The sequence below is a fragment of the Pseudomonas sp. NPDC086112 genome (assembly GCF_044746425.1).
GTDB lineage: Bacteria > Pseudomonadota > Gammaproteobacteria > Pseudomonadales > Pseudomonadaceae > Aquipseudomonas.
Window position 1 is genome coordinate 123,716 of sequence record NZ_JBIVCD010000003.1, and the last position, 17,365, is coordinate 141,080.

Genomic DNA, 17,365 nt, shown 5'->3' on the forward strand with positions numbered 1-17,365 from the left:
GGGCGAGGGGTTTTTGCCATTAAACGTGATGACCGCAAGGTCTGGTCCAAGGCAAAACATGAAGCAGCTGGTCAAGGTTTTCTCCGCGTTCGCCATCGCAGTCGGCCTGCTGGGCTGCATTGCCGCGCCCATTGAAATGACGCCGCAGACGCAACAGGGTCTGCGCACACAAGCGCCGATCCGCTTTCTGCTGACCTTCGACGACGGGCCGAGCGCGTCGGGTTTTTACAACCCGACCATCACCGTGCTCGACAGCCTCGCGCGCAATCCGCTGCAACCCGACATTAAAGCGGTGTTCTTCGTGCAGACCCGTGACTCACGCGCCGGCGGCAGTGAAGCGGGTCGACAGATCATGCGTCGCGAACACGCCGAAGGTCACCTGCTGGGCTTCCACACCGCCACGCGCCGACACACCAACCATCGTTCTCTGGACCCGGAAGAGCTGGAGCAGTCGCTCACGGATGGCAGCGCAGACATCACCGCGATCAGCAAAACCACGCCGACTCTGGTGCGTCCGCCGTTCTGGAACTACGACAAGCGCACCTTTGCGGCCTATCAACAGCATGGCATGCACGTATTGTTGACCGACCTGAGCGCCAATGACGGCAAGATCTGGGGCTTCAACGCCAGCCCCCGTCGGCGGGCCAATATGCTGCGGCAACTGTCCGAAGTCCGCGAGCGCATTGCCCTCGGCGAGTTGCCGACGGTGGACGGAGTGATTCCGGTGGTAGTGACCTTTCACGACCTGAATCGCTACACCGCCCGGCATACCCGGGAATACCTGCAAATCCTCCTCGACAGTGCCAGTGCAGCCGGTCTGGTCACGGCGAAGAAAGCGTTTTACGACGATACGGCAGCGCTGCAACGGGCGGCCATGGCGCGTACTGTCCGTGACAGTTCAGAAGCGGTTGAGTTGCCAGGCATCTGGAACTGGTTATGGGGCGCAGATACCCACTGATCGATGTCGGGCGATTAACTGTGTAGCAGCTGTCGAGCCTGCGAGGCTGCGTTCGGCTGCGCAGCAGTCGTCAAACCAGAACTTGCGGTGTATCAGGCAAACCGCGTTAGCTGGATTCGCGACTGCTGCGCAGCCGAACGCAGCCTCGCAGGCTCGGCAGCTGCTACAGAACTCGCTGGCGAGTTGCGCAAGTTGATCTACGCTGAGTGGATCCAATCGGAAAACCGTCCCCGAGGGCGCTCGCCATGATTCCAGTTCCCCAGCTTTGCAGCATTGTGGAGTCCGGTTTCAAACCGTTGTCTTGCGAATGCACCGTGAATCGCGATGAAACATTGCGGATCAAGGTCTTCGATCACAGCACCGGTCGGATTGAGCTGTTGATTACCGGCGTATCGCCCGACGAGTTGACCAGTGTCCGCGATGTTTCCAACCTGATCGGCGAACTTCGCACCGAAATGCGCGCCGGGCGCCGAGCATTGGCCGGGGTCATGGCCTGATTGACGAACCTTCGCGCGGCAGCAGTTCATCGATCATCTGCAAACAATGATTCAACCCCGGCGATACATCGCCCACGCGCCTGCTGAGGATGATCGGCGAGGTCGCGTTGTCTTCCAGCACCGGGGTGAAGCCAATGTCGTCGCGGTGCAGCAACTGCACTGAGGCCGGCACCAACGTCACCCCGATTCCCGCGCCCACCAGACCGATCGCTGTTTGCAGCTCATTGGTCCATTGCGCCACGTTGATATGCACGCCATAGGATTCGAATAACGCGATCACGTGGTCGGCGTAGCTGGGCCGCGGGTTGCCGGGATAGAGCACGAAGGGTTCTTTTGCCAGGTCACGAAGGCTGATCGGTCCGGCCAGTAATGGATGGCCGGCGGGCAGGGCGGCGACCAGCCGGTCTTCAGTCAAAACAGTCTGGATGATCGCCGGGTCGTCGATGCGGATTCGCCCGAAACCAATGTCGATGCGCCCGGCCTTGAGCGCCTGCACCTGTTGCAACGTGGTCATTTCCGAGAGCCCCAACTCCAGCGCCAGTGGCTCGCCGCTGCGCAGTCGGCGAATCAGTTCCGGCAGCACGCCATACAGTGTCGATGGCGCAAAGCCGATGCCCAGCCAGGTCTTTTCGCCCAGCCCGATCCGCCGTGTGTTGTCGCACACCTTGCCCAGTTGTTCGAGCAGGGCGGTGGAATGTTCGTGGAAAAACCGTCCGGCGTCGGTCAGCTTCAGCGGTCGGCCGCGCTCCAGCAGAAGCACCCCGAGTTCGTCTTCCAGCTGCTGGATCTGCCGGCTCAGCGGCGGTTGGGCGATATGCAGCAGTTCGGCAGCGCGGGTGAAGTTGAGGGTTTGAGCCAACACCTGAAAATACCGCAGGTGACGCAGTTCCATGAGGCCTCCAGACGTCGGTCTGTTGAATACCTTTAAGCTGTTAAATACCTTTAAGGTATCGAATCAGACCAATTCTATATTGGCCGCCCGGAAAAAGCCGTACGAGAATCCGTTCCAGAACTTTAAGAACCTGACGGGTATCGACATGCGTGCAACTGCCATTGAATCGATCGAGACAATCATCGTCGATCTGCCGACCATTCGCCCGCACAAGCTGGCGATGCACACCATGCAGAACCAGACCTTGGTGATCATCCGTGTGCGCTGTGCCGACGGTATTGAAGGGATTGGTGAATCGACCACCATTGGCGGTCTGGCCTATGGCAACGAAAGCCCGGACAGCATCAAGACCAATATCGATACACACTTCGCGCCATTGCTGCTCGGCCAGGACAGCGGCAATGTGAATGCCGCAATGTTGCGCCTGGAGCGCAGCATTCGGGGTAACACCTTCGCCAAGTCAGGTATCGAAAGCGCCTTGCTCGACGCCCAGGGCAAGCGCCTCGGCCTGCCGGTCAGCGAACTGCTGGGCGGTCGCGTTCGCGATGCGCTTTCGGTGGCCTGGACCCTGGCCAGTGGCGACACCGCCAAGGACATTGCCGAAGCGGAGCAAATGCTCGACCTGCGCCGCCATCGGATCTTCAAGCTGAAAATCGGCGCAGGCGAGGTCAACCGCGACCTGGCCCACGTCATTGCGATCAAAAAGGCGCTGGGCGATCGCGCCAGCGTGCGGGTCGATGTCAATCAGGCCTGGGACGAAGCGGTTGCCCTGCGGGCGTGCCGGATCCTCGGAAGCAACGGCATCGACCTGATCGAACAACCGATCTCGCGCAATAACCGCGCCGGCATGGTGCGCCTGAATACCGTGAGCCCGGCGCCGATCATGGCCGATGAATCCATCGAATGCGTGGAAGATGCCTTCAACCTGGCACGCGAGGGTGCCGCTTCGGTATTCGCCCTGAAAATCGCCAAGAACGGCGGCCCCCGCGCCGTGCTGCGTACCGCCGCGATTGCCGAGGCGGCGGGTATTGGCCTGTACGGCGGCACCATGCTCGAAGGCGGCATCGGCACGCTGGCCTCGGCCCATGCCTTCGTCACTCTGAACACACTGGGCTGGGACACCGAGCTGTTCGGCCCGCTGCTGCTCACCGAAGACATTCTCAGCGAGCCATTGGTCTACCGCGATTTCCAACTGCACGTCCCGCAAACACCGGGGCTGGGCCTTGTTCTGGATGAAGAGCGCCTGGCGTTTTTCCGTCGGGACAAAGTATCCAGGACCATATCCACTGCCGTTCATCAAGCCTGAGGAGGGCATCATGCTGTTTCACGTAAAAATGACTGTGAATTTACCGGTCGACATGAACCCGGAACGCGCCGCTCAGCTCAAGGCCGACGAAAAGGCCCTGGCCCAGCGCCTGCAAGAGCAAGGCAAGTGGCGTCATCTATGGCGCATCGCCGGGCTCTATGCCAATTACAGCGTGTTCGATGTCGACAGCGTTCAGGAACTGCATGACCTGCTGATGCAATTGCCGCTGTACCCGTACATGGCCATCGAGGTCAACGCGCTGTGCCGGCATCCTTCTTCCATTCGCGAGGATGACCGCTGAACCCAGCCTGTTCAGTTCGCTACGCTAATAATTACAAGATGAGGAACCACCATGAACGTCAAGATTTCCCACACTGCCAGTGCCCAGAAGTTTCTCGAAGACGCCAGCGGTCTGCATAACGAAGCCGGCGACCCGCGGGTCAAAGCGCTGATTTACCGGATCCTGCGGGATTCGGTGAACATCATCGAAGACCTGGCCGTGACCCCGGAAGAGTTCTGGAAAGCCGTCAACTACCTCAACGTGCTGGGTGCGCGTCAAGAGGCCGGGTTGGTGGTGGCCGGGCTCGGTCTGGAGCATTACCTTGACCTGCTGATGGACGCCGAAGACGAGCAGGCCGGCAAGGCCGGCGGCACACCGCGGACCATCGAAGGGCCGCTGTATGTGGCGGGTGCGCCAATATCGGAAGGCGAAGCGCGGCTGGATGACGGCGTCGATCCGGGTGTGGTGCTGTTCATGCAGGGCCAGGTGCGCAACACCGCCGGCGAACCGCTGGCTGGCGCGGTGGTGGATGTCTGGCACGCCAATACCGGCGGCACTTATTCGTACTTCGATACCACTCAATCGGAATTCAACCTGCGTCGTCGTATCGTCACCGATGCCGAGGGCCGGTACCGTTTTCGCAGCATCGTGCCGTCGGGCTACGGCTGCCCGCCGGACGGGCCGACCCAGCAATTGCTCGATCAACTGGGCCGTCATGGTCAGCGTCCGGCGCACATTCACTTCTTCATCTCCGCGCCGGATCATCGTCACCTGACCACCCAGATCAACCTCGACGGCGATCAGTACCTGCATGACGATTTCGCCTACGCCACCCGTGACGAACTGATCGCCAAAATCACCTTCAGTGACGATCCGCAGCGAGGGGCGGCTCATGGCGTGAGCGGGCGCTTTGCCGAAATCGATTTTGACTTCACCCTGCAGTCGTCTGCCCAGCCTGAGGAGCAGCAACGCCACGAACGGGTTCGCGCGCTCGAGGACTGATACCCTCGACCAGCCGAACCGGGCCATGAGATGACCGATCGTTTATCTCGTGGCCTTGTGGGAGCGGGCTTGCTCGCGAAGAGGCCGGAGCATCCTGCATCTCAGCCTACTGACACACCGTTACAACCACTGCCCTGGAATGGCCTGACGCAACCGATAACAACAATGAGAGTGAACCGATGATGCAAGCGCAATTGTTGAGTCATCGCAGCAGAGTCTTCGACCATGCCGACCCCTACGCGGTGTCGGGCTACGTCAATCAGCATGTCGGCAATCATTGCCTCCGGATGCCCAGGGCCGGCCGGCCGCTGGCCAGCCTCGATCATCGAAAATTCGCCAGCCTCGACCTGTGCCGCATCAGTTACGGCGCCAGCGTGCGGGTTATGTCCCATGCGCTGGACAGCATCTATCACTTGCAAGTGTTGCTGCGCGGCAACTGCCTGTGGCGCGGCCATGGTCAGGAACATTACTTCGCTCCCGGCGAGTTGCTGCTGATCAACCCTGACGATCCAGTGGATCTGACCTATTCCAGTGATTGCGAAAAATTCATCCTGAAAGTCCCCACCCGGCTGCTGGAGTCGGTGTGCGAAGAGCAGCGCTGGCGGTACCCGGGGCAGGGCGTACGGTTTCTGGAGAACCGTTATCAGCTCAATGAGCTGGAAGGTTTCGTCGGTCTGCTGGCGATGATTTGCCAGGAGGCGGAAGCCACCGAGCAGATTCCCCGGGTGCAGGAGCACTATGCGCAAATCGTGGTCAGCAAAATGCTTGGCCTGATGAAGACCAACGTCATGCGCACCGATCCCGGCTCACCCTCGGCCACGTTCGAGGCGCTGGTCGATTACATCGCGTGCAACCTCAAGCAGGACATCGACAGCGAAGAACTGGCGCGCCAGGCACGGATGAGCCTGCGTTCGCTGTATGGGTTGTTCGAGCGTAACGCGGGGGACACGCCGAAAAACTACATCCGGCAGAAAAAGCTCGAACGCATTCACGCCAACCTGAGCGACCCGACCTGCAACGTGCGCAACGTCACGGAAGTGGCCATGGATTACGGCTTTCTGCACCTGGGCCGGTTCTCCGACAGCTACCGCAAACAGTTCGGCGAATTGCCTTCCGACACCCTCAAGCGCCGTCATTGACCTGACCTGTAGGAGCCAGGCTTGCCGGCGAAGGCGCCCTTGAAGACGCTTTCGCCGGCAAGCCTGGCTCCTACAAAAAATCACTCTGCACAAAACGGATTTGATCGTTCCCACGCTCCCGCGTGGGAATGCCTCAACGGACGCTCCGCGTCCGCTTTTGGGACGCAGAGCGTCCCGCGCTGCATTCCCACGCAGAGCGTGGGAACGATCGGGCATCAGCACTAACGGATTGCAGTAAACGGATACAGGTCTGCACCCCGCGGATAGTCCGCCCCATCCCCGCGTCCTAGCATGACCCTGCCTGAATAAAAACAATGGAGGCGGCGGCCATGTCCCTGCGACCCGAATACCTTCACTCCCTGCTTGAAGAAGACCCTGAGCAGGGCATCTATCGCTGCAAGCGTGAGATGTTCACCGATCCGCGGCTGTTCGACCTCGAGATGGAACACATCTTTGAAGGCAACTGGCTGTACCTCGCCCATGAAAGCCAGATCCCCAACAACAACGATTTCTACACCACCACCATGGGGCGTCAGTCGATCTTCATCGCGCGCAACAAGGACGGTGAACTGAACGCCTTTATCAATGCGTGCAGCCACCGTGGAGCGATGCTCTGCCGGCACAAGACCGGCAACAAGAGTTCGTACACCTGCCCATTCCACGGCTGGACCTTCAACAACTCCGGCAAGCTGCTCAAGGTCAAGGACCCGGCGGCGGCCGGCTACCCGGCGAGCTTCAATTGCGAAGGCTCCCACGACCTGACCAAAGTCGCGCGTTTCGAATCCTATCGCGGTTTCCTGTTCGGCAGCCTCAAGGCCGATGTCGTGCCGCTGGTTGAGCACCTGGGCGAGTCGGCGAAGATCATCGACATGATCGTCGACCAGTCCGCTGATGGCCTGGAAGTGCTGCGCGGTTCCTCCAGCTACATCTACGAAGGCAACTGGAAACTCACCGCCGAAAACGGTGCCGACGGTTATCACGTCAGCTCGGTGCACTGGAACTACGCGGCGACCCAGAACCAGCGCAAACAGCGCGAAGCCGGCGATTGCAATCCGACCATGAGCGCCGGCACCTGGGCCAAGCAGGGCGGCGGTTTCTATTCCTTCGACAAGGGCCACATGCTGCTCTGGACCCGTTGGTCCAACCCCGAGGACCGTCCGCTGTACGAGCGTCGCGACGAGTTGGCCCGGGATTTCGGCAAGGCTCGCGCCGACTGGATGATCGAGAACTCGCGCAACCTGTGCCTGTACCCGAACGTGTACCTGATGGACCAGTTCAGCTCGCAGATCCGCATCGCCCGGCCGATCTCGGTCAACCGCACCGAAATCACCATTTACTGCATCGCCCCCAAAGGCGAAAGCGACCACGCCCGTTCGAGCCGGATTCGTCAGTACGAGGATTTCTTCAACGTCAGCGGCATGGCGACCCCGGACGATCTGGAAGAGTTTCGCTCCTGTCAGACGGGTTACCAGGGCAGCGTCACCACGTGGAACGACATGTCCCGTGGCGCCGAACATTGGGTCGAAGGCGCTGATGACGCGGCCAAGGAAATCGACCTGCATCCGCTGCTCAGCGGCGTGCGTACCGAGGACGAAGGCCTGTTCGTGTTGCAACACAAGTATTGGCAGCAAACGATGCTCAAGGCGTTGGCCGCGGAGCAGTCCGAACTGATTGCAGTGGAGGCCGTGCAATGACCATTACCTATGACGCGGTGCGCGATTTTCTCTACCGCGAAGCACGCTACCTCGACGACAAACAATGGGACGACTGGCTGGAGTTGTACGCGCCCGATGCGACATTCTGGATGCCGTCCTGGGACGACAACGACGAGCTGACTGAAGACCCGCAGCGGGAAATCTCGCTGATCTGGTACGGCAACCGCACCGGCCTGGAAGACCGCATCTTCCGCATCAAGACCGAGCGTTCCAGTGCCAGCGTGCCGGACACCCGCACCTCGCACAACCTCAGCAATATCGAGCTGCTCGAACAGGCCGACGGGCTGTGCAAGGTGCGCTTCAACTGGCACACCCTGAGCTTTCGCTACAAGACCGTCGACAGCTATTTCGGCAGCAGTTTCTACACCCTGGATGTACGCGGTGAGAACCCGTTGATCAAGGCCAAGAAAGTGATCCTGAAGAACGACTACGTTCGCCAGGTCATCGATGTCTACCACCTCTGAGGCGGCGTCATGACTCATTCCATTGCATTCAATTTCGAAGACGGCGTCACCCGATTCATCGACGCCAACGCCGGCGAAACCGTGGCCGATGCCGCGTATCGCCAGGGCATCAATATTCCACTGGACTGCCGCGACGGCGCTTGCGGAACCTGCAAGTGCTTCGCCGAGGCTGGCCGCTATGATTTGGGCGAGGACTACATCGAAGACGCCCTCAGCGCCGACGAAGCGCAACAGGGTTTTGTCCTGACCTGCCAGATGCGGGCGCAGAGCGATTGCGTGGTACGGGTGCCGGTTTCATCGGATGTCTGCCGCACCCGTCAGGCCAGTTACGACGCAACCATCAGCGCCGTGCGTCAGTTGTCCGACAGCACCATCGCGCTGTCGATCAAGGGCGAAGCCCTGAGCAAGCTGGCGTTCCTGCCGGGGCAGTATGTGAACCTCGGGGTGCCCGGCAGTGAGCAGACCCGCGCTTACTCGTTCAGCTCGTTGCAGCGCGACGGCGAAGTCAGCTTTCTGATTCGCAACGTGCCCGGCGGCTTGATGAGCAGTTTCCTCACCGGCATGGCCAAGGCCGGTGACAGCATGAGCCTGGCCGGACCGTTGGGCAGTTTCTATCTGCGCGACATCCGCCGTCCATTGTTGTTGCTGGCCGGTGGCACCGGCCTGGCGCCGTTCACCGCGATGCTGGAAAAAATCGCCGAACAGGGCAGCGAGCATCCACTGCATTTGATCTACGGCGTGACCAACGATTTCGACCTGGTGGAACTCGATCGACTCGAAGCCTTCGCCGCACGAATTGCGAACTTCAGCTTCAGTGCCTGCGTGGCCAATCCCGACAGCCGGCACCCGCTCAAGGGTTACGTGACCCAACACATCGAGCCACGGCATTTGAACGATGGCGACGTCGACGTCTACCTGTGCGGCCCGCCGCCGATGGTCGAAGCGGTCAGCCAGTTCATCCGCGAACAAGGCATTGCGCCTGCGAACTTCTACTACGAGAAATTTGCCGCCAGCGCGGCGTAAGTTCTGCAGTTGTAAATGTCTTGTAGGAGCCAGGCTTGCCGGCGAAGACGTCCTTGAGTGCGCCTTCGCCGGCAAGCCTGGCTCCTACGAAAAACGATTCATATGCCGGCATGAGGTGCCCATGAACAGATTCCACGAAAAAGTCGCGCTGATTACCGGTGCCGCCCAGGGCATCGGCCGGCGTGTGGCTGAACGCATGGCCGCCGAAGGTGCGCGACTGATTTTGGTCGACCGCTCCGATCTGGTGTTCGAACTCCAGAAGGAATTGGGGCAGAGCAGCCAGGTACTAGCCCTGACCGCCGACCTTGAGCAGTACAGCGAATGCAGTCGCGTTATGCGCACCGCTGTCGAACGCTTTGATCGCCTCGATGTGCTGGTCAATAACGTCGGCGGCACGATCTGGACCAAGCCTTTCGAGCACTATGAAGAGCAGCAGATCGAAGCCGAAGTGCGCCGTTCGTTGTTCCCGACGCTGTGGTGTTGCCATGCCGCGCTGCCGTTCATGCTCGAACAAGGCAGCGGTGCCATCGTCAACGTCTCGTCCATTGCCACCCGCAGCGTCAATCGCGTGCCATACGGTGCGGCGAAGGGCGGGGTCAATGCGCTGACCGCATGCCTGGCCTTCGAAACGGCCGGTCGTGGCGTGCGGGTCAACGCGACCGCCCCCGGTGGCACCGAGGCGCCACCGCGACTGATCCCACGCAACACCGCGCAACAGAGCGCTCAGGAAAAGCTTTGGTATCAGCAGATTGTCGACCAGACCCTCGACAGCAGTTTGATGAAGCGCTACGGCACGCTGGATGAGCAGGCGAGCGCTATCCTGTTTCTGGCCAGCGACGAAGCCTCCTACATCACCGGCATGGTCATGCCGGTCGGTGGCGGCGATCTGGGCTGAAAAGCTTTCAGATGGCCTCGGCTAAAGCCTGAATACCTGCGACCTACAAGCGACGCTGAAACGCTTTGACGATTCTGAGCGCGGCGTCGCTTATTTTCAGATTGTGGACGGCCTCCAGCGGATACCAGATGCAGTCGAAGATTTCATTCTGTGGACGAGCCGCCGCCAGATTTACGACCGACGCTTCGTACACATGGTGCCGGGTGCTGGTCGTTTCCCATTCCATCAAGTACAGCATGTCATCGACCTCAAGCCCTGTTTCCTCGTAGAGCTCTCGCATGGCCGCGCCCGCAGCGGTTTCGCCAGGCTCGACTTTTCCGCCGGGCAAGGTCCAGGGAGACTTGGGCTTGCGCACCAGGAGGATATGTCGATCCTGTTCGCAAATGACCGTGGCACGTACTTTCATGGGTTACCCGACTGCTAGCTGTCATAAAACAGCCATAAAAATGCAATATTCGGACCGAAGTCCGCAGAAGTATCTGTTTGAAGGGTTGGAGTCGACAGGTTCGCTGAAAGTGCGATTGGAGTGCCGGAATACCGACGCGACGTCTGGTTGGCACTTCAGTGAAGGTCGGGTGTAAGGTAATTGAGTCGATCCAGGACTATCACTGCCGAAATGGAGGTGACTATGAGCGTTCCGATGCTGACAAAAATGCACATGAACGGCTATGACGTACTCAGCGTGAACAACGGCCCCTGGCGGGTATGCACCAAAGGTGACCGGCTTGGAGCCTTTGGCAGCAGAGAGGAAGCATTGGCTTATGCGGCTTCGCTTCCTGCCTACAGAGCGCGGTCGGGTAAAGCGTCGCGTAGCCACAAATCAGACAAATAGTGCGTTGTAGCAGCTGCCGAGCCTGCGAGGCTGCGTTCGGCTGCGAAGCAGTCGTGATTTCAGGCGGCGCGGTGTTTCAGTATGACCTTGTATGCAAGTTTACGACTGCTTCGCAGCCGAACGCAGCCTCGCAGGCTCGGCAGCTGCTACAGGTCAGTAGCCGCCGCCACCCATCCCGCCTGTGGAAGGGGAATATTCTCTGGCTTTTTGTTGGGCACGACTCCATTGCGCACAGGTCATGAAGCTTTTGTGGTCGACCTTGCCCAGCTTGTCGAAACTGACGTTGTACGGCTGCTGATGGCCGGCCTGGGTCAGCTTGTAGTCAAAGCAGGTACCAGGTTCCACCGTGCGCTTCGTTATCGATAAAGGCTGGCCGCCAATCTGCTGGACTTGTTCCTTGCTCATGCCAGTCTCGACCTTGGCGACCAGCGGTTGGTCTCGATAAACGTGTGATTCCGTGTTGCAGCCACCTGACGCCGCCAGCACGGCGATCAGCGCGCATAGAGGCTTGTTCATGGCAGCGCTCTCTAGTGGACTTTCGTTCGAGTGATGGATTTTGCCTTTACTTCTTCAGCATAGCCCGCCAGTCGCTCTTCATCGCCCTGGAACAACGCGCACAGCCTTAGTGTTGCCTCTGCGTCCACATCATTGCCGGCCAGGCGCAACTGCTCTGCGATGCGCAAAAGCTCTACCGCCGACCACCTCAGGTCCGAGGCTACACCTTGCAGGTCGCGCCGAAGTTGCTGTTCATATTCGTTAAGCCACATGATGACCTCCTGCAATTCCCCGCTACGAAATAGTAATCCTATTTACCTGTCTGGAGCGTTATGTTCGTCTGATCGCAAGAGAGTCGAAATCATGCAAAAACCTGTCTACCAATTGCTGGAAGTCGCCAACGGCAAGCCGATCAAACTCTGGGCCGAGGGAGTGCCGGTTGAAAGCGAAGCCCGGCAGCAATTGATCAATATCGCGAAGATGCCATTTATCTTCAGGCACCTGGCGGTGATGCCGGACGTGCATCTGGGCAAAGGGTCCACCATCGGCAGCGTGATCCCCACTGTGGGCGCGATCATTCCGGCGGCCGTGGGAGTGGACATCGGCTGCGGCATGATTGCCGCGCGCACTTCACTGACCGCCGACGACTTGCCAGACAACCTGCACGGCCTGCGTAGTGCCATCGAAAAAGCCGTGCCACATGGCCGCACGTTGAGCCGTGGCCGCCGTGATGAAGGCGCCTGGAACCACGTTCCACACCAGGCCGATCAAGCCTGGGCGGCGCTTAGCCCACGGTTCAAGGCGATCACCGACAAATACCCGAAACTCGCCAGCACCAACAACCGTCAGCACCTGGGCACCCTCGGTACCGGTAATCACTTCATCGAGGTCTGCCTGGATGAAGCCAACCGCGTCTGGTTCATGCTGCACAGCGGTTCTCGCGGCGTTGGCAATGCTATCGGGACTTTGTTCATTCAATTGGCTCAAGCGGACATGCGCCAGCACATCGCCAATCTGCCGGACCGCGATCTGGCCTATTTCAAGGAGGGCAGCCGGCACTTCGATGACTACGTCGAAGCGGTGGGCTGGGCTCAGGACTTCGCTCGGCAGAACCGGGCATTGATGATGCAGGCGGTGATTCAGGCAGCGCGGCAAGTGATCCGCAAACCTTTCGAGGTCGCGTTGGAGGCTGTGAACTGCCACCACAATTACGTGCAGAAAGAGCGGCACTTCGGTGAAGACGTCCTGGTCACCCGCAAGGGCGCGGTGTCGGCGAAGAAGGGCGAACTGGGGATTATTCCCGGCTCCATGGGCGCCAAAAGCTTCATCGTTCGCGGGCTTGGCAACGAGCAATCATTCTGCTCCTGCAGCCATGGTGCTGGTCGGACCATGAGCCGCACCAAAGCCAAAAATACCTTCACTGTCGCGGACCAGATTCGCGCGACCGCTCATGTGGAGTGCCGCAAGGATGCGGCGGTCATCGATGAGATTCCGATGGCCTACAAGGACATCGATAAAGTCATGTACGCACAGCGTGATTTGGTGGAAGTGCTGCACACTTTGCGACAGGTGGTCTGCGTGAAGGGATAGTGATGGAAGGTGCTTCCATTGGTCGGGAACATTAACGTGAGATAACAGCTCTGCTGTCGTATTGAGGTAGTGATTTATTCGCTGGGGCGAGGCTATCTCGAAAATGACGACTACCGATGATTTCAAACACCATGCACATGAGCTGATCGTTGACCTGGATGCGGCCACCACGGAAATGATGAAACTGATCTCGGCCCATCAGATGAGCGGTCCGGAATGGGAGCGGGTCATGAAATGGCAGCATGAAGCGTACGAGCGATGGATGACGTACCTCAATGCGAGATCGTATCCCGAGTCCGGCTCGGGGGCCGAGCCGGGGCAGGGCGAAGCCCCTGTATAGAGAGCGTCGGGTGTCCGCTGGATGTCTGCACAAGTACAGGCTACATTTCCCGTTTTTCAGGATAGGGAAGCGTTTATGCGCATGTTGATAGCGGGAATAGCGGTGGCTGTGTTGGCGGGCTGTTCATTACCCGCATCCGTGGTGCCCGGCGAGCCCAATATCAGCAAATACAGCGATAAGGCGCCCAAGGAATATGCCGCGTGTGTATTGCCGTTATGGCGTCAGGACATTCCGGGATCGACGCAATCGCCGATTTCCAATGGCTACCGGATCACCGCGCCCAGTGTCATTACAGCTGACGAAATTCTGGTTATCGTGAAATCGAAGGATGGCAGCCGGGTATCGCTTTACCAAGGGCCTCCGTGGGCCAAGTCAGGGGCGCTGCGCCAGGCTGTCCGGGATTGTTTGTAACGCCCGCAGCTGCCGTATGTCGGAACTGAGGAACGGTCATTCCTGAATCAACTTCCAAGAGCTGACAGTCCCAGGGAGTTTGGCTATGAATGATGATCGGAAAAAGGCAGCCCTCGATGCCTGGTACCGGCTCTTGAGAGAACCGGAGGCCGGGATGGATTGTGAAGAACACTACGACAAACTGCTGAAGGCGGCGGATGAAATGGAAGGGGCCGGGCTCATCAACAACGCCGAATGGCGTGAGCTGGTGCGCGATGCACGGGGAGCTTTTTCCGCTACAAGCGATGGTGTCGGAAGCGGAACAGTCAGCAGATGACTTAAAAATAGTGTGGATATTTAATGAGTTAGGAGATTTAGTAACTGGATAGTGAATCAGAATATCTTGTTACAAGTCCCGCGATTGGGTAATATTGCCTCGCGTTCACCACCACGGTTTATGCATTTTTAAAGCCCAGGCGTCCATCAGCTGCCTGGGCTTTTTTTTGTCTGGAATTTGGAATGGCTTATGAGCGCGCTGCCGGCAGAGAGCCAGCAGCGTCGATGATGAGCGTGATGGACAAACGTTATTGATGCCTGTCGTTACCCGACTGGATCAGCCTTGCGCCGATCGCTGCCGGATGGATTGCCAGTGTCAAGAAGCCTTCTTTCCACCAGGACATTTTGCAGGGCCTGGCGTGCCGAAGGGCTTAGCTGATGTTCTCTCTCCTTGAGTTCGAGCAAGATGGGGTTGGACCATCCACGATAGGTTTGCTCGGAAATTCGAGTAGATGTCATCTATCTCTCCTTTGATGAGTCGCCCGACAATACAGTGGGCGAAGTCCTGTGCGCTAAAAATCCTAGTTGAGGAAACGACTTGTCGCCAGTGAGCGGATGGCAATGAAGTGCCGGTCATCCTTCGCGACGCGGGTAGTCCACGATTCGGGAGTAAACTTAAAAGGCTACCTCATCAAAAGGAGCCGCATATGATCGCCGATCAAATGAACAGACAGGAGTCGGAGCAAGGCGCTGTTTGGGATCAATACTTCTGTGCCGCGTTGATTGCCGAAAGCCATCTGACGGCACCGGTGGTAGGAGAAGCCACCCACGAAGACAGGCAGAATCTGTTAATCCAAAGGGCCAAAGCACTCGCCGATAAGATGCTGGAAAACAGAAGATAACCGCAGCCCAGCCATTGCGCTGGGCTCTTCGCTTTTTGATGCTTTTATCTTTCTGCGAAGTGAACGCTCCTTGGTCGCGGATCGTCTACAGTTGGTAGTTCATGGATACGGAGATCGAACATGAAGTGCCTAATTTGTCAGGCTGCCTCTAATACTGGTCATGCGGCTGACGACTGGTCAGAAATCAAATGCCCGGCCGGATGTGGACGCTACAAGGTCTCTGCGAACCTAGTGGAGAAAATGAAACTCAAGAACGAGTTCTTTGACATCGAACGCACAAGACGATGGCTTGAGATGTCACGCATCGATGAGCCGGTGCCGTTGATATCCACCTATGACTACCACGTTTCCTTATTGCATCGCGACACCGAGGTGAGGTCGGTCATCGCGCCGATTCGCTCCAGGCAGCCGCTGACTTCGGATTAGGTGCTGGCTGTAACACCGTCAGCGCGGGCATTCGCTCGATCTATCGGACGAGAGGTCGATGAGGAACAAGTTTCAGAAGAGCATCCCCGCTATTTGTCACTCTCCCTATCCAGGTTGTCAGCGTTGATGGCGGGCTGAAGCGGCTATGGCTGAATGATCAGGAGGTGGCTATGAACTGTCCGCTTTGTGGAAATACTTATGCGCTGGAAGATTCTTCGTACGGGAGTGGCTTGCGCATTCATTGCGAGCCGTGCGGTGGTTTCTATCGAATTTCAACAACCCTGAGCGGCTTGGCCGAGGGAAAGATCTATGACACCGAGCGCGCTCGAGCCCGCCTGAAAAAGAAGCGTGAAACCGACGAATTGGAAGATCAAGAGCCGGCGCTAGGCGCGGAGGACGAAGACCTGCTCGTCGAGCCAAATTGATGTGTCGTGCAATAAGCATGCGACCCAGCGAACGACGCACCGGGTGTGGGAAGGTTATCTCTGCGAGACGGTTGCGGTGGATGTGTGCACAAGGACTCGCCTGACTCTGAAGACGGGTTTCGAACCGGATTCCAGACCAGGCGAGCGTGCCAGATCCATGCGAGTTTTAATCCTGATGAACGCTTAGCGGCCCGGTTAATGATGAGCCTGTGCCACTCCGCGCAAAACCGTCGCAGCGGCGGATTGAGATCGAGTGCTGGCAATGTTTCCCAACGATACGACGCCCACCAGACGCTTGTCCCGGTTAAGCACGGGCAGACGGCGCAGTTGCACGTCCGCCATGTTTTTAGCCACATGCTCGATGTCTTCATCCTCAAAGCAATAGCGAATGCCGCCAGTCATTACTTTACTGATAGGGGTTTTGCCGGGGAGTCCTTCGGCTACGGCTCTAATGGCTATATCCCGGTCCGTGATCATGCCAATCAGACGCTCTTGCTCCTCAACCATGATGGCGCCGCTATCGATCCTGGCCATCATGTTCGCGGCCTCCTGGATCGTCTGGTTTGGCTTGGCTGTTAAAACATCTTTCGTCATAACTTCCGAAATCTTCATGAAAAGACCCCTTTAAAGTGATGCTTCAGTGATTAAGGGCTGCCAATTTATTCGACTTGGAGGGGAAGTGCGGGTTCAGATTGTTTTGTCTCCGCTCGTCATGGTGGCGGATTGATTGGGGCGGGTCATGGTGTTCAGGCCCTAGATAGGCTCTATCAGTTCTGAGCCCTGGTTCCTCACATTGCCTACGGCCACGTCCACTTTGAACCATTCGAAGACGTCGCAGGGTTCGCGTTCCTGCAGGAGTATCTGTTCGGCGCGCTCCTTGGGCGTGTAGGGGTCAATCCATTCCCGAGCCAGTTCGGGACTGAGCGTCACAGGCCGACGGTCATGAATGTCCACCATGCCGCCCTCACTGTCCGCAGTGATGATCACGAAGCCGTCATGCTCGTCCGGCTCCTTTTCGTACCTTGGATACTGACCAATGGCGGCGCACAGGATCGGCGCACGATCCTTGCGACGGATCAGGTAAGGCTGTTTCTTCGGGCCGCCCTCGTAAACCCATTCAAACCAGTTGTCGATGGCAATAATTGCCCGGTGCGGCCATATCTCCTTGAAGAACGGGTCGTGGGCGACTTTCTCAACCCGGGCGTTGATCGGTGTCGCGTGATCCCTGGCCCAATGCGGTCGCCAGCCCCAACGAACCCTGTCGGCGTGCAACATGCCGCTTTCCTCGTGGAAGAGGGCGAGCTGAGTCGACGGCGCGGCGTTGTAGAGCTCGAGCGGCTGGTCGCCAGCATTGTTGACCAGGGCGTTGGGCATGCTCAGCGCCGCCACGAACTCGTGAACACCTCGATACTGCGAAAGTCGTCCGCACATGGCTGAGCCCTCATGCTGAAGCTTAAGCTTAGACAATAGTTTCAAGGTGAGCTTTGAGGCTGCCTAGCCAGTAACGCCTTCAAAAAA

25 protein-coding genes are annotated in these 17,365 nt (G+C 58.5%); 18 read left to right on the forward strand and 7 right to left on the reverse strand.

Annotated elements, in window-relative coordinates:
- The first annotated feature begins 58 nt into the window (after nt 1-58).
- Both ACIPLA_RS03705 and ACIPLA_RS03710 read left to right on the forward strand, forming a co-directional pair.
- The gene (locus ACIPLA_RS03705; RefSeq protein WP_401171555.1) at nt 59-958 is read left to right on the forward strand and encodes a polysaccharide deacetylase family protein; all 900 of its coding nucleotides are present in this window, start codon (nt 59-61) and stop codon (nt 956-958) included.
- Between the two features lie 245 nt (nt 959-1,203).
- Complete coding sequence (locus ACIPLA_RS03710; RefSeq protein WP_218394643.1) at nt 1,204-1,455, forward strand: DUF1652 domain-containing protein; 252 nt, start codon at nt 1,204-1,206, stop codon at nt 1,453-1,455.
- Here the strand turns inward: ACIPLA_RS03710 and ACIPLA_RS03715 are convergent.
- On the reverse strand, nt 1,445-2,347 hold the full coding sequence (locus ACIPLA_RS03715; RefSeq protein WP_123494209.1) for a LysR family transcriptional regulator: 903 nt from the start codon (nt 2,345-2,347) through the stop codon (nt 1,445-1,447). The genes ACIPLA_RS03710 and ACIPLA_RS03715 overlap by 11 nt on opposite strands.
- Nucleotides 2,348-2,492: 145 nt before the next feature.
- Here ACIPLA_RS03715 and ACIPLA_RS03720 point away from each other — a divergent pair, with 145 nt between their 5' ends.
- The 8 genes from ACIPLA_RS03720 (at nt 2,493) to ACIPLA_RS03755 (ending at nt 10,171) form a co-directional block, all read left to right on the forward strand.
- A complete protein-coding gene (locus tag ACIPLA_RS03720; protein WP_192342804.1) occupies nt 2,493-3,653 on the forward strand; it encodes a muconate cycloisomerase family protein in 1,161 nt (386 codons plus the stop codon).
- A 10-nt stretch (nt 3,654-3,663) separates the two neighbouring features.
- Entirely contained in the window at nt 3,664-3,954 is a 291-nt protein-coding gene (catC, locus tag ACIPLA_RS03725) for a muconolactone Delta-isomerase (RefSeq protein WP_007936026.1), read from the forward strand.
- A 51-nt stretch (nt 3,955-4,005) separates the two neighbouring features.
- Nucleotides 4,006-4,935 (forward strand): catechol 1,2-dioxygenase, encoded by a 930-nt coding sequence (catA, locus tag ACIPLA_RS03730; protein WP_401171561.1) that lies wholly within the window; start codon nt 4,006-4,008, stop codon nt 4,933-4,935.
- 179 nt (nt 4,936-5,114) lie between these two features.
- Complete coding sequence (locus tag ACIPLA_RS03735) at nt 5,115-6,074, forward strand: AraC family transcriptional regulator (RefSeq protein WP_305729656.1); 960 nt, start codon at nt 5,115-5,117, stop codon at nt 6,072-6,074.
- Nucleotides 6,075-6,403: 329 nt separating this feature from the next.
- Nucleotides 6,404-7,768 carry a benzoate 1,2-dioxygenase large subunit gene (gene benA / locus ACIPLA_RS03740; RefSeq protein ID WP_008072149.1) on the forward strand — a complete coding sequence of 455 codons (1,365 nt, stop codon included), beginning with the start codon at nt 6,404-6,406 and terminating at the stop codon, nt 7,766-7,768.
- Entirely contained in the window at nt 7,765-8,253 is a 489-nt protein-coding gene (gene benB, locus ACIPLA_RS03745; RefSeq protein WP_007895555.1) for a benzoate 1,2-dioxygenase small subunit, read from the forward strand. Before benA ends, benB begins: the two co-directional genes overlap by 4 nt.
- Before the next feature lie 9 nt (nt 8,254-8,262).
- Entirely contained in the window at nt 8,263-9,276 is a 1,014-nt protein-coding gene (benC, locus tag ACIPLA_RS03750; RefSeq protein WP_008012365.1) for a benzoate 1,2-dioxygenase electron transfer component BenC, read from the forward strand.
- Between the two features lie 121 nt (nt 9,277-9,397).
- Nucleotides 9,398-10,171, forward strand: a complete 774-nt coding sequence (locus tag ACIPLA_RS03755; protein WP_008072152.1) for a 1,6-dihydroxycyclohexa-2,4-diene-1-carboxylate dehydrogenase — start codon at nt 9,398-9,400, stop codon at nt 10,169-10,171.
- Between the two features lie 43 nt (nt 10,172-10,214).
- On the opposite strand, the gene ACIPLA_RS03760 is transcribed toward ACIPLA_RS03755, so the two are convergent.
- A complete protein-coding gene (locus ACIPLA_RS03760) occupies nt 10,215-10,577 on the reverse strand; it encodes an NUDIX hydrolase (RefSeq protein WP_218394646.1) in 363 nt (120 codons plus the stop codon).
- A 222-nt stretch (nt 10,578-10,799) separates the two neighbouring features.
- Here ACIPLA_RS03760 and ACIPLA_RS03765 point away from each other — a divergent pair, with 222 nt between their 5' ends.
- Nucleotides 10,800-11,003, forward strand: coding sequence for an SPOR domain-containing protein (locus ACIPLA_RS03765; protein ID WP_007895567.1), 204 nt, complete (start codon nt 10,800-10,802; stop codon nt 11,001-11,003).
- A gap of 153 nt (nt 11,004-11,156) precedes the next feature.
- Here the strand turns inward: ACIPLA_RS03765 and osmE are convergent, their stop codons facing one another.
- Together osmE and ACIPLA_RS03775 are read right to left on the reverse strand one after the other, a co-directional pair.
- The gene (osmE, locus tag ACIPLA_RS03770; RefSeq protein WP_401171569.1) at nt 11,157-11,519 is read right to left on the reverse strand and encodes an osmotically-inducible lipoprotein OsmE; all 363 of its coding nucleotides are present in this window, start codon (nt 11,517-11,519) and stop codon (nt 11,157-11,159) included.
- An 11-nt stretch (nt 11,520-11,530) separates the two neighbouring features.
- Entirely contained in the window at nt 11,531-11,770 is a 240-nt protein-coding gene (locus ACIPLA_RS03775; RefSeq protein WP_401171572.1) for a hypothetical protein, read from the reverse strand.
- A gap of 91 nt (nt 11,771-11,861) precedes the next feature.
- On the opposite strand from ACIPLA_RS03775, the gene ACIPLA_RS03780 reads away from it, so the two are divergent.
- The 4 genes from ACIPLA_RS03780 (at nt 11,862) to ACIPLA_RS03795 (ending at nt 14,155) form a co-directional block, all read left to right on the forward strand.
- The gene (locus ACIPLA_RS03780; RefSeq protein ID WP_401171575.1) at nt 11,862-13,088 is read left to right on the forward strand and encodes an RtcB family protein; all 1,227 of its coding nucleotides are present in this window, start codon (nt 11,862-11,864) and stop codon (nt 13,086-13,088) included.
- Nucleotides 13,089-13,191: 103 nt separating this feature from the next.
- Nucleotides 13,192-13,428, forward strand: coding sequence for a hypothetical protein (locus ACIPLA_RS03785; protein ID WP_123494225.1), 237 nt, complete (start codon nt 13,192-13,194; stop codon nt 13,426-13,428).
- A gap of 75 nt (nt 13,429-13,503) precedes the next feature.
- Nucleotides 13,504-13,839, forward strand: a complete 336-nt coding sequence (locus ACIPLA_RS03790) for a hypothetical protein (protein WP_008074995.1) — start codon at nt 13,504-13,506, stop codon at nt 13,837-13,839.
- Nucleotides 13,840-13,924: 85 nt separating this feature from the next.
- Complete coding sequence (locus ACIPLA_RS03795; protein WP_008074996.1) at nt 13,925-14,155, forward strand: hypothetical protein; 231 nt, start codon at nt 13,925-13,927, stop codon at nt 14,153-14,155.
- Between the two features lie 263 nt (nt 14,156-14,418).
- On the opposite strand, the gene ACIPLA_RS03800 is transcribed toward ACIPLA_RS03795, so the two are convergent.
- Nucleotides 14,419-14,613, reverse strand: a complete 195-nt coding sequence (locus tag ACIPLA_RS03800) for a hypothetical protein (protein ID WP_123494229.1) — start codon at nt 14,611-14,613, stop codon at nt 14,419-14,421.
- Between the two features lie 188 nt (nt 14,614-14,801).
- Between ACIPLA_RS03800 and ACIPLA_RS03805 the strand changes: the two genes are divergently transcribed.
- The 3 genes from ACIPLA_RS03805 (at nt 14,802) to ACIPLA_RS03815 (ending at nt 15,847) form a co-directional block, all read left to right on the forward strand.
- A complete protein-coding gene (locus ACIPLA_RS03805; RefSeq protein ID WP_063340250.1) occupies nt 14,802-14,996 on the forward strand; it encodes a hypothetical protein in 195 nt (64 codons plus the stop codon).
- Nucleotides 14,997-15,116: 120 nt separating this feature from the next.
- Nucleotides 15,117-15,422, forward strand: a complete 306-nt coding sequence (locus ACIPLA_RS03810) for a hypothetical protein (protein WP_401171579.1) — start codon at nt 15,117-15,119, stop codon at nt 15,420-15,422.
- A gap of 170 nt (nt 15,423-15,592) precedes the next feature.
- Complete coding sequence (locus ACIPLA_RS03815; protein ID WP_123494233.1) at nt 15,593-15,847, forward strand: hypothetical protein; 255 nt, start codon at nt 15,593-15,595, stop codon at nt 15,845-15,847.
- 195 nt (nt 15,848-16,042) lie between these two features.
- Here the strand turns inward: ACIPLA_RS03815 and ACIPLA_RS03820 are convergent, their stop codons facing one another.
- Both ACIPLA_RS03820 and ACIPLA_RS03825 read right to left on the reverse strand, forming a co-directional pair.
- A complete protein-coding gene (locus tag ACIPLA_RS03820) occupies nt 16,043-16,459 on the reverse strand; it encodes a CBS domain-containing protein (RefSeq protein WP_218394650.1) in 417 nt (138 codons plus the stop codon).
- A 141-nt stretch (nt 16,460-16,600) separates the two neighbouring features.
- Nucleotides 16,601-17,278, reverse strand: a complete 678-nt coding sequence (locus ACIPLA_RS03825) for an SOS response-associated peptidase family protein (RefSeq protein ID WP_401171583.1) — start codon at nt 17,276-17,278, stop codon at nt 16,601-16,603.
- Nucleotides 17,279-17,365: the final 87 nt, after the last annotated feature.